The organism is Mesoaciditoga sp. (genome assembly GCF_054006115.1).
In genome coordinates, this window is the sequence record NZ_JBPNHS010000040.1 from 1 (window position 1) to 12,535 (window position 12,535).

Genomic DNA, 12,535 nt, shown 5'->3' on the forward strand with positions numbered 1-12,535 from the left:
GTAATTTTTATCCATATTTCTTTCAAACACTCTATCACGCATGGCTATTCTTTTCATAAGTGTTTCGAGAGAGGCTTTAAGATAAATCACCAAATCTGGTTTTAGAACTTTTGAATCTAAGACGTTAAAAACCTTGTCGTACAGATCCATTTGATCCCCTTTTAAATTCATCTTCGCGAATATTCTGTCCTTGTCAAAGATGTAATCCGACACGGCACTCTTTCCACCCTTTAACATTTTTGAAAGTTCATCTTGTTGCGAATATCTGCTTAAAAGAAAGAAAAGCTGGGTTTGAAATGCCCACCTTTCCCTATCTTGATAAAAATTGGCCAAAAACGGGTTCTCTTCTACAACTTCCAAAAAAGGAAGAAAGCCGAATTCGTCACTTATCATTCGTGCCAGGGTTGTTTTTCCAACGCCTATCACGCCTTCTATACCTATGTACACTTTTTTCTCCTCCAAATTCCTAATTTTGACGAGAGTTAATTTTCTTCAATTTTACCATTGTAAGCCTTTTCAAAGAAAGAACGTCTGAATCTGTTATAATCATTTTGACAACTTCTCACACATGCTATGTAAAGGAGTGAAAACGATGAAAAAAAAGGTTATGATTTTGCTTTTCATAACGGTGTTTGTCATATTTTCATACGCATTTTCGTATGCTTTGGATGAATTTCTTTTAAGAAATTTCAACACGGTTATGACGTTGGCCAAATACGAACAAAAGGACGCGATAATAGTTTTTTCCGATCCAGGGTGTTTTTATTGCAAAAAGCTCAAGGCAGAAACCTTGACCGATAAAACCGTTCAGGAAATACTCGCAAACAATTTTATTATAGGAGAAATATATCCCACAAACGATAAAGCGTTCTTTGAAGGAAAAACTTATTCATACAGAGAACTTTTCGCTGGATTTGGAATAAAGGGAACTCCTACAATTGTGTTCTTCACTTCTAAGGGCGAACCGATAACTTACGTTCCTGGATATGTGGACGCTAAAAATTTTTCAACCATACTCAGATACATAGCAACTAAGCAATATTTAAAGAAAGTGGATTTTAGGAAGTATTCAAAGAAAAAGAGCTCCTACCTTGGTGCGCCAACAATTTTGGAAATATCAAAAGAGAACGCTTCTTACATATCACTTCATGATCCCATGAGCACTTCCACTGTTGTTGTACCGAAAGGGGATAAATTTTTAAAGTACATAATAAATGGAAAAGATGCTTTGAAAGTAGCCCAAGAAATGAAAAAACTTGGTTTTTACAACATCTTCGTGGTGAAAAAATAATTGATCGGATACGTTAGACCTGATGTTGAAGAGTTAAAAGTAAAAGAATTAAAACTGTACAGAAGTTATTACTGTGGAATCTGCACGTCTTTATCACGTAAGTATGGGCCTCTATCGCGTTTGTTCCTTAGCTACGATGCAACTTTCATGGCCATACTCGAAGACGCATTTGGCAAGGAAGAACCTCTTTTTGGAAAGGCGAGATGCCCGCTGCCCCCTTTTCAAAAGAAAAAGATAGTTGTAAAAAACAACGCCATAGAATTGGGAATGGATATATCTCAGTTAGGAGTTAAACTAAAATTAGACGATTTAAAAAGGGACAAGAAACATTTAAAGAAGATGTTCATTTTACTTTTGGCTTTTTTCTTCGCTAAAAGCGGCAATTCGCTTTTTGAAAAGGTCAAAGATGATGTGGACGAGATGGTTTTTTACGAGATATCTGAATCGTCAAACCCGCATGAAGCCGCTCATGCCTTCGGAAAAGCGGTAGAAAAGATGATTAACTTTGAAAGCGCACACCAAGAACTTTCACTTTTGATGTATTTAATAGGAGAATGGGTTTATCTCGTGGATGCGTTAGACGACATAGAAGAAGATATTGAATCGGGTGCTTATAATCCTTTTGTTTTGAAATACAAAAATTCTTTTGGTGTACAGAAAGGCGATTTTTCAAAATACGTAAGAACAAATGAAAAAGAGCAATTGAACTTCTTGATTTCAAGGATACAAGAAGAGTTTTTGAAGGTTGAAAAGTTCATGTTGAGAAACAGCGAATTGGTAAGAAACGTGATCTTTTTCGGAATTCCCAAAGTAACTTTAAGAGTTTTGAATAAAAAAGAAGGAGATAAAGAATGAGGGATCCGTATGAAGTATTGGGTGTAAGTAGAAACGCCACAAAAGAGGAAATAAGACAGGCTTACCGTGAACTAGTTAAGAAGTACCATCCCGATAAGTTCCGTTCCAATCCGGATATGCTCAAATTAGCTGAAGAAAAGATGAAAGAAGTGAACGAAGCTTACAACTACTTGATGTCTCATGAAAATAGCGAAAAAAATCCTAATTACCACGCGAACACTTCTTCCGAAGATGAAGAAATATACCAAGAAGTGAGGCGAAAAATACAAAATGGAGAACTCTACGAAGCCGAAGATCTGCTGTTAAAAGTTAAGGACAAAAGCAATCCTGAGTGGTATTTTCTTAATGGAATAATATACGCACGACGTGGTTGGTATGATAAGGCCTACGATTACCTTAGAATAGCGTATGAAGCCGATCCGTCTAATTCTGAATACGCTCAATCCTTTGAAACGATCAAGAGAGCCTCTAAAAGCGGTCCAATATATAACAATCCAACTCAAGTTGATGATGGCACCGCTGCCTGTTTGAGTTGTTGCAGCGCTTTGTTATGTACGGATCTTTGCTGTCAATGCATGGGAGGATGTTGAGTGCTTAAAACACGAAATATAGCGTATGGAGCAATGTATGCCTCTTTTTCAATTGTCTTACTTTCTATATCCGTTTCTCTTGCCGATGATCCCTTTACTTTGATGCTGGCATCTTTACCGATAGCCTTTATTGAAGATGAATTTGGCTTTAAAACCGCTCTTTTCTCTTTTTTAACAGCGTTGTTTTTAACATTCGCTTTTTTTGGTTTAAGACAAAGTGTTCTTGGATTTGCACTTCTTTTTGGTCCTTACACATTGATAAGGGGTTTTGTTTCAAAAAGGACTCTTCGTTTTGTCTTCTTGAGATGGGGAATATTGTCCCTTTTAGGATTTGGAGCGTACGAAGTAATGAATTTGGTTATAAATATTCCGCAGGATTATTTCAAAATCATGGGTATTTTGCTCTTGATAGCTTCACTTTTTATGTACGAAAGATTGGTTGAATTCGCCGTGCGATGGCATAGAAACTTTTTTAAGAGGTTTTCCAATATGGGACGATGAATATATCCCAATAATCTTTTAATATTATCATGAGAGGCACGGCAACAAAAGCGCCCATTGGGCCTATCAATTGAGTGAATACCAAAATGGCAACTATCATCCAGAATGGATTCAATTTAGATTGATTTTGTACGGTTTTTACGAAGATTATAAAAGCGGCAGAATGGACTATTACAAGCACTATCCAATACCATATAAAAATCGTCGTGCCTTTCATCAACGTTGAAAGTGCGATTGGAATTATTTCAAGAAAGACGCCAACTATCGGAATGTAATTCGTTATGAATGCCCATGTTCCAAGGAGCAAGCTGTACTTTATGCCGGCAATCGCTAAAAAGACACCCATAGATAAAGCGGTAAAAAGAGCCGCAACCGTTACGCCAACTATGTAACTTTGCATATGTTTGTATGAAAGACGTAAAAAAAGTTCTACTTTTTGGTAAGAACTCATTGGAAAAAAAGCCGTGGCGGCCACTTTTTTGAAACTTTTTAATCCGTAAGCCACGTAAATCGATCCGAGTATTGAGAAGAATATTACCATCAAAGCGGATGGAATGGATAGAGCTAGGTGCGTAATTTCCGCCGAAGCCCATGATTTCAACGAGGGCAAGAAATAATTTGTTGAATTTTCCAAAAATTTTTTAAGATCTGGGTAGTTATTTAAATAAGGTAGTCCTTTCCATTCTTGATTTGAAAAGAACTTTTGAACAAAATCTATGAAATACCTTCCCTCTTCATAAATAACAGGAACGAGAAAACCCACGATCAAAGCCAAAAAGCCGTAAAAAATCAAAAGCGAAACGGTGATTGAAAAAAAACGATGATGCGTTTTAGAGTACAACCAATTCGAAACTGGTTCTAACATTAACGCCACAAAAACCGATACCACTATAACATCGAAAACCCGCGGCATAAATCTTCCGATTAACAAAAAAATTGATATATATATGAAAAGCAAAAGCGAAGCTCTCTTTTCAGATGAAAGTCTCATGAAACCTCCCTATTCATCATATTGGTGATAAGAAGATTATATCATTTTGTTGTAAAATACCACTGATGCTTTAGTGACACTCCAACTTAGAAAGTGGTGGAGAATGGGCTTTAAAAAAGATAAAATGTTTTACAAGTTCTCGATGTACGGTTTTTTGAAAAATCTAAGATTTTTCGATCCTTTTATGATACTCTTTTTTAGAGAAGTGGGATTCTCGTTTTTTGCCATAGGAACACTTTACGCTATCAGGGACATTTCCACAAATATTTTAGAAATTCCAACCGGTATATATGCGGATATATTTGGAAGAAGAAAATCAATGATTATGGCTTTCGTCTCTTACATAATATCTTTTTTGATATTTTATCTTTTCTCAAATTACTATTTTTACTCTCTTGCTATGGTCTTCTTTGCGTTTGGAGAAGCTTTTCGTTCAGGCACGCACAAAGCGTTGATACTTGAATATCTTAGAATAAACCATATGGAAGACGTTAAAGTCGATTACTATGGTCACACTCGTGGAGCTTCACAACTTGGTTCTGCCATAAGCTCGTTAATAGCGGCTGCTCTTGTTTTTTATTCTGGAAGCTACAGGTACATCTTCATAGCTTCTGTCATTCCGTATGTCTTAGATCTTATAAACCTTTCAACTTATCCAAAAGAATTGGATGGTGAATTGAAAAAAATCGAAAAAGGTACTTTGAAAAGGCAAATAAAGACAACTCTTAGGGACTTCATCATGATATTCAAAAATTTTGACGCTATGAAAGTGGTGCTAAACAGTTCATCATTTTCATCTTTTTTTAAAGTATCAAAAGAATACCTTCAGCCTATACTGAAATCTTTTGCACTGTCATTACCGATTTTCCTAACCTTTGATAGCGTGAAAAGAACTTCTTTGACCGTTGGAATTATTTACTTTGTGATATATCTTTTAACAAGCTACGCTTCTAGAAATTCGGCAAAGATAAGCAAGAAATTCAAAAGTCTTCCAACAGCAGTAAATATAACTTACTTCATTGGTGCGATTTTGATAGTTGTAGCCGGTTTTTCGATGAGCATCAAAATACAAGTTATTTCCATTCTCTCTCTTTTGGTGCTCTACATCTTACAGAATTTCAGACGCCCGATGAACGTGTCGCTTGTAAGTGAGAAAATTTCCCACGAAATAATGGCATCCGGACTTTCAGTGGAATCACAGATAACAACCATATTCATGGCAATATTTGCACCGCTTATGGGAGTGATTGCGGATAAAGTAGGAATAGGTTGGGCTTTGACTTTGTTTGGCATATTCATGTTCACTTTTGGGAATTTTGTAAAAGTTAAAGAAAATTCGTAAATCTCCTTCTGGTAACTCCCCTTCTCAAATCAGACAAAAATGAAGATAAATCAGACTTGAACCTTTGCGAGGATTTTTAATTTTCAAAAAAGTATGATAAAATTAAAGTGTTACTATCTTAACGTTAATATAAAATTCAAAAGGAGGGGTAAGGAATGAAAAAGTTGCTCGCGTTGGTGGCTGTCCTTTTGGTATTCGCAATTGGTGCGTATGCAACCACATTCATTGGAGGAGGAGTGAGAAAATACATAGGCAACGACGAATTCACGTCTTCTGGAATTGATTATGTGGAAGGAAGAATAACCATGGGATCAGGATTGACCTTCGATTTGGGAGCGTTTTTGGATTTTGGGGATCTCAATCCTGCCGATCAACTTTACCTTTTCACTTATTTGAATCTGGATATTCCGATTTCCAATTTGGAAATTTATGTGGGATTTAGCCCAGATTTGTCTTTTTACGATGGACAAATCGAAATGGAATATCTAAAGAATGATGGTTACGTACATGCCGGATTAGCTGTAAACATCCAAAAGATAAGACTTTATGCGGAGGCCGTCAAAATTGTGTATTACTCTTCTTTTAATCTTTCACAAGACATGATAGTAGATGGTGGAATCCAGATAGGATTTTAGGCTGTATTAACCCTTTTACATTTTGCGGGAGCGGGGGACGAAGATAATGATGTAATATATTTTCATACCACAGAAAAAGCTATTACGTCCCCTGTCATATGGACTATCCACGAAGGATAAATAGAATAATGGGACAATTCGTAAATCCATGCCAAAATAAGACCCAAACAGAACGTTCCAACGACGTGTTCAATAACCGTTGTGCTTCCAAAGGAGTAAAGATGCATCGACGCAAAAATCACGCTCGATATAACGTAAGGCCAAAATCTTCTCTTCATCAAGATCCTCATGTGCCTGAATAAGCCGTATCTGAACATTATTTCTTCCGCAAGAGACGTAAGGGAAAATATTAAAATTCTCCATGGAACCCACCATGTGAGAAAACTTGAAAAGAATTGCTTGAAGCCGAGAGATATGCAAAGAAAAAGAGATAGTCCACCAAGCCATATAATCCCTATGATAATTGATTCTAATCTTTCATTTTTGAAAAAACCAATATTCTTTAGAACTTTTTTCATGTATTCCTTTTTTTCTTCTTTTTGCATTATCATGTATTTTATGCGTTGCCCTCTGAATGTCGGTTCGATATGAATAACACTCTCTATAACTGCAAAAACGTAGAAGATAGTCAAAACAAGAAAGATTAAATATGCCAGGATTCCAAGAGAAGTAAAAACGCTTGAATTGTTTCCGCTAAACCTCCATGCCCAACTTAAAATATTTAGAATGTTCGGATAGAAAACAATGAAAACGATAAGTAAAAAAAATACTTTGCGATTCCTTTTGATGTGGCTGTTGTGATTTTGCTTTCCAGCTCCACTTTGTCACCCCGTTTCATTAAATTCAGAAAAGAGCTTTTTCAAATTTTATGAACTTGAAAATCAAAAAATATTACACGTTATCGCTTTTTTGACGATCTTTTTGTCCTTGAGTCAATGGCAAAGACACTACTCAACCTGGAGTGGGCAACATAGATCTCTCCGTCGCTGCGAAACTATTAGTTCCACTTTTCAATAAATAACGCTTATCGAGCCATCTCCAGCGTTTGAAACGTAAATCTTTCCAGTCGTGTCATCTACAACAACATCTACTGGAAATTCTCCAACAGCTATCTTTTGAACAACGTTATTTGTTTTGCCATTTATCACATTTAATGTTCCGTTGCCGTTTCCCACCACGTATATCATATCTTTTTGTTCATCGAAGACAATACCTGCTGGATAAACTCCAACTTTTATCTTATCGATAATTTCATCCGTATTTCCATCTATTACACTTACCGTGTTACCTGAATAATTTGCCACATATATTAGATCCCTACTTTGGTCAACGGCCACATTCTCAGGTTCTTTTCCCACGCTAATAAAGTCGATAACTTTGTTTGTTTTACCGTCTATAACGCTTACCGTGTTATCTTTTACATTCGCCACGTATATTCTGTCTGTAGATTGGTCAATTCCTATTCCCTCTGGTTCGCTTCCAACTTGGATAGTCGCTGTTATTTGATCTGTGGAACCATCTATCACGCTGACAGCATCTTCACCATTATTCGAAACGTAGATTTTGTTGGTGTTTTTGTTTATTTCTACATTTTCTGGGAAAAAATCATCCAAAGAACTTCCTATCCAAATCGTTTGAATAACCTTGTTTGTTTTCTCATCTATCACACTTACGTTGTCATTCATATCATTTGCAACGTATATTTTATTTGTCAATTTATTAATGGCTATCCCCATGGGACTATGAGCAACTTTTATCGTTCTAACGACTTCATTCGTTGAAAGGTTTATAACCTTCACACAATTTCTTGCAGTATCTGTGACGAATAGTTCCTTTTTAGCGGGATCAATCGCCAGATTCGATAAATAGTCTCCTACACTCAGAGTTTTAAGTGTCATGTACGCCGATGGCTTTATTATGCTTACACTGTTACTCTCTTGATTAGCCACATACACCTTTCCTGTATTTGAATTCACACCTATACCAACTGGCCATTCACCTACCTTCGTTGACCAATGTATCTGGTAATTACGCGCGTTTATAACGGTCATTGTGTCATTTCCGTTGTCTGAAACGTATATCTCATCTGTTTTGGGATTAAAGCTTAGGTACATGGGCCAACCGTTTACCACTATCCTTCGAATAAGTCTGTTTGTCCTTCCGTCTATTACGCTAATCGTGTCGCTACCATAATCTGCAATGTAAAGCAGATTTCTTTTCTCATTTACAGCTATTCCAAGAGGTTGCTCTCCTCCAGTTCTAATTGTCCTGACAACCTCATCCATTGAGGGATCTATAACGCTTAAAGTATTTTCATCGTAGTCAGTTACGTACACCATTCCATTCGCTTTGTTAAATGCTATTCCTCTTGGACCGTAACCAACGAGTATGGTTTTCATAACTTTGAAGGTTGATTCATTTATAACGCTAACGGTATTGTCTTTGTAATTTGCAACGTACACCTTTCCATCTTTTCCATCCACTGCTATACCATATGGCGATCTTCCAACTGGGATATCTTGAAGGTACGTGTTGCTCAGCGCATCGATGACGCTCACAGAGTTATTCAAATTGTCTGACACGAAAATGAGGTTCTTATTTTCATCTATTGCTATGCCTTCCATGCAAAAATGTACTTCAATAGAACCAACAATTTTATCCGTTTTTCCATCTATCACGCTTACGACGTTATTGGAAAAACTCGTGACGTAAATTTTGTTCGTGTTTTTATCCACAGCGACAGCGTATGGCAATGAAACTGGACTTATTCCCATTTTTCCCAGCTTCCACACCCATATCGTTTTTCTCACCCTCAAATTCTGAGAAAATGATGTGACTGAAATTACACATGCGATAATCATGAATATCATTAGATATTTCCTTTTCACCTAAATCATCTCCATCTTCAAAACTTTTTGAATCTTTCCTGCTGACTTTATTTGCATCTCATTGTTATGATGGATATCATGAAGAAGGTAAATTCTATCTTTTGGAAGGACTTTCACGTAAGCCTCTTTGAGATTAAATCCAAAATTGAAAGATAACTTCACCCCGCCATTTTGCTTTCCCCTCAAATCGTTTAGAGCCTTTTGCTATCGACATAAATTGTATTGTCATGATTCGAAAAAAGTTTATGAAAAATTTCATTATCTCTTGATTTAATCTTGAATGATGTCAAAGTAATCAAAAAGCGGAACTATTAGTTCCGCTTTCATTTTCAATAGATCACGCTTATCGAGCCATCTCCAGCATTTGAAACGTAAATTTTTCCGGTCGTGGTATCTGTAATAATATCCATTGCTTCTTTTCCAACTTGCATTGTTTGAATAATATGATTTGTTTTACCGTTTATCACATTTAGTGTTCCATCATCTCCAACGACGTATATCATATCTTTTGACTCGTTTATAGATATTCCTCCTGGATGAACCACAACTTTTATCGTATTTATAACTTCATCCGTCTTTCCATCTATTACACTAATCGTGTTTCCTTTTGAATTAGTCACATATATTAAATTTTTAAGTTGATTCACTGCAACATTTTCTGGTGATTTTCCGACATTTATGAAATCTATTACTTTGTTTGTCTTTCCATTTATAACGCTAACAGTGTTATCCTCTTCGTTCGCCACATATATTTTGTCTGTAGATTGGTTGATTCCTATTCCGCTTGGAGCATTACCTACTGGAATAGTTGTCATTATCCGATTTGTGTGAGCATCTATAACGCTAACAGCGCCTTCGTTATTGTTGGAAACGTATACCCTACTTGTATTTTCATTTATACAAATATTTTGAGGAGAAAAGCTATTTGCAAAACTTCCCACCCATATTGTTTGGATAACTTTTTTTGTTTTTTCATCTATGACACTGATCGTATCGTTACCATAATTGGCAACATAGACTTTATTTGTCAGGTAATCAACTGCTATTCCATAAGGTGCTTGGCCTGTTTTTATTGCTTCAATTTTATTCGTTAAAACATCTATGGCTTCCACACAATTTCTGGCAGGATCCGTAACGAATAATTCCTTATTAGTGGGATCAATCGCCAAATCCCATGGAATGTCTCCCATGTTTATCGTCTTAAGCGTTGTGTATGTCGAAGGCTTTATTACGCTCACAGTACCACTTTCTTCATTAGCCACATATACTTTTGAAGTATTTGAATTCACGCCTATGCCAATTGGCCATTTTCCAACTTTGCTTTCCCAGTATATTTGATAATTTCTTGCATCTATTACTGTCATCGTTCCACTTTCAAAACACGAAACGTATATTTTGTTTACCTTTGCGTCAAAAGCGATGTACATTGGCAAATCGCTCACCAATATTCTTCGAATAAGCCTGTTTGTCCTCGCGTCTATCACACTTATTGTGTTACTTTCGCTATTGGCAACGTAAATGAGATTTCTTTTTTCGTTTATGGCTATTCCAAGAGGTTGTTCCCCGCCAGTTCTTATTGTCCTAATAACTTTATCCGTTGAAGTGTCTATAACGCTTAGGGCATTTTCGTCGTAATCTGAAACGTACACCTTTCCATTTTTTTCATCGAAGGCTATTCCCTTTGGGCCGTAACCAACGCGTATAGTCTTTATGGCTTTAAGGTTGGAATCGTTTATCACGCTCACGGTGCCATCTTGGTAATTCGCAACGTACACCTTTCCGTCTTTTTCATCCACGGCTATACCGTACGGTGATCTTCCAACGGGAATATTCTGAAGGAACGTGTTGCTAAGTGTATCTACAACGCCAACAGAGTTATCCTTGTTGTTGGATACGAAAAGAAGATTTTGCGATTTATCTATTGCTATGCCCGTTATGTTATATCCTACTTCAACGCTACCTATGATCTTGTCTGTTTTTCCATTAATAATACTTACAATATTTGAGAAACTTGTAACGTAAATTCTATCTGTATCTTTATCTACAGCAACAGCATATGGCATAAGAGCTGGCCTTATTCCTTCTTTTCCCAAATTCCACACCCATATGGTGTTTCTGATTTTTAACGCTTGAGAAAATGAGAGCAATGAAAACGTACATGCAATAATCACGAACATTATGAAATATTTCCTTTTCATTTAAATCATCTCCATCTTCAAAAATATTTTGGAAAGGTTCGATTTGAGGATAGAAACTAACTATCTGTTTTCGTCGTTTTCTTGTTCAAATTCCAACATGTTTACCCCATCTGTTGACATATTGTAATCTTTCGCATATTGATATGGCACTCCATAACTTCCATCTGAGCGAAGACCAAATTCATCTGACCTTCCAAATAGGTCTTCCATACCACGTTGAGTATCCAATACTTTATTTATGCCTGATTCTTGTCCTTTTTTTAAAGCGTCTATTAGCGAACTTTCTCCTTCACTTGCCTTTTTCAAATTTTCTTGATTACCTTGCGGATGATAAATATCATGGTACATTTTATCATCTCCCACTTTTTAAGATTATATTATCTTTTTCCTGAAATCATAGGTAAAATCCTCAAATCGAACCTTTTTCATATAAAACATCTTGCCACTAAGAAAGTATCCAAGAAAATAACAGTTGCTCTTGAGTTTGTTCGTGTTAAATCTGAAAAGATCAAATGTGTTTAGATGATTCTTTTTGTCATATAAGACACGTTCTCTCAAGAGCAATAGCCTTTTCTTGTGATTTATCAAAACAAACGTGAACACCTCAGTCTTTGAGATGTTGTGAATATCACAAGGCGTGGATACCATATTATCCACGCCTCTGTAAAATATTGTCTTTTCATATGGAAATGTGAAATTGTTGTGGTACGTGTTGGATATTCGTATGTTGTCTATGTAAGCATTTTTTGAAGATGTTTTAGAAGTATCCGCCCAAGGGGTCTTTCCAATAGGAGTTATTCCATGGTTGTTCGTTGGAAAGCAGAATTCTCCACCTTTTGGAAGATGTATTCTGTAGAGGAAATCGTCGTAAGGAATGAACGCTTCGTCGTTAGTTATGCTAAATAATTCAAAGTCCTGTTTGTCTCCTTCCGTTTGCTTTATCTCATGTGTTTCATCGCTGTTGTTATTATGAAGAAGATGAATATTCTCTTTTGAAAGAACTTTCACGTAAGCCTCTTTGAAATTGAAGCCAAAATTGAAGGATAACTTCACCCCGTCATTTTGCTTCCCCCTCTACGCATTTTTAGTCATGATGACAGCCATTTTCTGCAATTCAGCAATCATTTCCTGTGCTTTCACATTTTCCATAACAGTGGTTTGAGGATTTTTATTACCACTATGATCCCCACTTCCACCATCATCGCTAAAGTAGACAATCTTATTTGAAAGAAAAAGTGTGAAAA

The 12,535-nt window shown here is 36.3% G+C and carries 13 protein-coding genes; 6 read left to right on the top strand and 7 right to left on the bottom strand.

The features are described 5' to 3' along the window. Nucleotides 1-447 (bottom strand): deoxynucleoside kinase (locus tag ACXJIN_RS07725; protein ID WP_456400997.1); only part of this gene is annotated, 447 nt, incomplete at its 3' end. 145 nt (nucleotides 448-592) lie between these two features. On the opposite strand from ACXJIN_RS07725, the gene ACXJIN_RS07730 reads away from it, so the two are divergent. Genes ACXJIN_RS07730 through ACXJIN_RS07745 form a run of 4 tightly spaced genes read left to right on the top strand, consistent with a single transcriptional unit; the run spans nucleotide 593 to nucleotide 3,237 of the window. Beyond that, on the top strand, nucleotides 593-1,291 hold the full coding sequence (locus tag ACXJIN_RS07730) for a thioredoxin family protein (protein ID WP_456400999.1): 699 nt from the start codon (nucleotides 593-595) through the stop codon (nucleotides 1,289-1,291). Further along, on the top strand, nucleotides 1,292-2,146 hold the full coding sequence (locus ACXJIN_RS07735; protein WP_456401001.1) for a DUF5685 family protein: 855 nt from the start codon (nucleotides 1,292-1,294) through the stop codon (nucleotides 2,144-2,146). Continuing rightward, nucleotides 2,143-2,736 carry a J domain-containing protein gene (locus ACXJIN_RS07740; RefSeq protein WP_456401003.1) on the top strand — a complete coding sequence of 198 codons (594 nt, stop codon included), beginning with the start codon at nucleotides 2,143-2,145 and terminating at the stop codon, nucleotides 2,734-2,736. Before ACXJIN_RS07735 ends, ACXJIN_RS07740 begins: the two co-directional genes overlap by 4 nt. Further along, the gene (locus ACXJIN_RS07745; protein WP_456401005.1) at nucleotides 2,737-3,237 is read left to right on the top strand and encodes a YybS family protein; all 501 of its coding nucleotides are present in this window, start codon (nucleotides 2,737-2,739) and stop codon (nucleotides 3,235-3,237) included. Here ACXJIN_RS07745 and ACXJIN_RS07750 read toward each other — a convergent pair. Beyond that, a complete protein-coding gene (locus ACXJIN_RS07750; protein ID WP_456401007.1) occupies nucleotides 3,209-4,228 on the bottom strand; it encodes an AI-2E family transporter in 1,020 nt (339 codons plus the stop codon). The two genes, ACXJIN_RS07745 and ACXJIN_RS07750, sit on opposite strands and share 29 nt — an antisense overlap. Nucleotides 4,229-4,331: 103 nt before the next feature. Between ACXJIN_RS07750 and ACXJIN_RS07755 the strand changes: the two genes are divergently transcribed. Together ACXJIN_RS07755 and ACXJIN_RS07760 are read left to right on the top strand one after the other, a co-directional pair. After that, a complete protein-coding gene (locus ACXJIN_RS07755; protein WP_456401009.1) occupies nucleotides 4,332-5,570 on the top strand; it encodes an MFS transporter in 1,239 nt (412 codons plus the stop codon). 155 nt (nucleotides 5,571-5,725) lie between these two features. Next, nucleotides 5,726-6,205, top strand: coding sequence for a hypothetical protein (locus tag ACXJIN_RS07760; protein WP_456401011.1), 480 nt, complete (start codon nucleotides 5,726-5,728; stop codon nucleotides 6,203-6,205). 62 nt (nucleotides 6,206-6,267) lie between these two features. On the opposite strand, the gene ACXJIN_RS07765 is transcribed toward ACXJIN_RS07760, so the two are convergent. The 5 genes from ACXJIN_RS07765 to ACXJIN_RS07785 form a co-directional block, all read right to left on the bottom strand. After that, nucleotides 6,268-6,723: a CPBP family intramembrane glutamic endopeptidase gene (locus tag ACXJIN_RS07765; RefSeq protein WP_456401013.1), complete on the bottom strand. Its 456-nt coding sequence runs from the start codon at nucleotides 6,721-6,723 to the stop codon at nucleotides 6,268-6,270. Between the two features lie 492 nt (nucleotides 6,724-7,215). Then, nucleotides 7,216-9,093 carry a YncE family protein gene (locus ACXJIN_RS07770; protein WP_456401015.1) on the bottom strand — a complete coding sequence of 626 codons (1,878 nt, stop codon included), beginning with the start codon at nucleotides 9,091-9,093 and terminating at the stop codon, nucleotides 7,216-7,218. A 329-nt stretch (nucleotides 9,094-9,422) separates the two neighbouring features. Continuing rightward, on the bottom strand, nucleotides 9,423-11,291 hold the full coding sequence (locus ACXJIN_RS07775) for a YVTN family beta-propeller repeat protein (protein WP_456401017.1): 1,869 nt from the start codon (nucleotides 11,289-11,291) through the stop codon (nucleotides 9,423-9,425). A 60-nt stretch (nucleotides 11,292-11,351) separates the two neighbouring features. Further along, on the bottom strand, nucleotides 11,352-11,639 hold the full coding sequence (locus ACXJIN_RS07780; protein ID WP_456401019.1) for a hypothetical protein: 288 nt from the start codon (nucleotides 11,637-11,639) through the stop codon (nucleotides 11,352-11,354). Between the two features lie 24 nt (nucleotides 11,640-11,663). Next, entirely contained in the window at nucleotides 11,664-12,344 is a 681-nt protein-coding gene (locus tag ACXJIN_RS07785) for a hypothetical protein (RefSeq protein ID WP_456401021.1), read from the bottom strand. Nucleotides 12,345-12,535 lie beyond the last annotated feature (191 nt).

Bases quoted from the DNA above. Each gene is read 5' to 3' on its own strand.
- ACXJIN_RS07740 (WP_456401003.1), top strand. From the start codon at position 2,143: ATGAGGGATCCGTATGAAGTATTGGGTGTAAGTAGAAACGCCACAAAA.
- ACXJIN_RS07730 (WP_456400999.1), top strand. From the start codon at position 593: ATGAAAAAAAAGGTTATGATTTTGCTTTTCATAACGGTGTTTGTCATA.
- ACXJIN_RS07780 (WP_456401019.1), bottom strand. From the start codon at position 11,639: ATGTACCATGATATTTATCATCCGCAAGGTAATCAAGAAAATTTGAAA.
- ACXJIN_RS07755 (WP_456401009.1), top strand. From the start codon at position 4,332: ATGGGCTTTAAAAAAGATAAAATGTTTTACAAGTTCTCGATGTACGGT.
- ACXJIN_RS07765 (WP_456401013.1), bottom strand. From the start codon at position 6,723: ATGAAAAAAGTTCTAAAGAATATTGGTTTTTTCAAAAATGAAAGATTA.
- ACXJIN_RS07750 (WP_456401007.1), bottom strand. From the start codon at position 4,228: ATGAGACTTTCATCTGAAAAGAGAGCTTCGCTTTTGCTTTTCATATAT.
- ACXJIN_RS07775 (WP_456401017.1), bottom strand. From the start codon at position 11,291: ATGAAAAGGAAATATTTCATAATGTTCGTGATTATTGCATGTACGTTT.
- ACXJIN_RS07760 (WP_456401011.1), top strand. From the start codon at position 5,726: ATGAAAAAGTTGCTCGCGTTGGTGGCTGTCCTTTTGGTATTCGCAATT.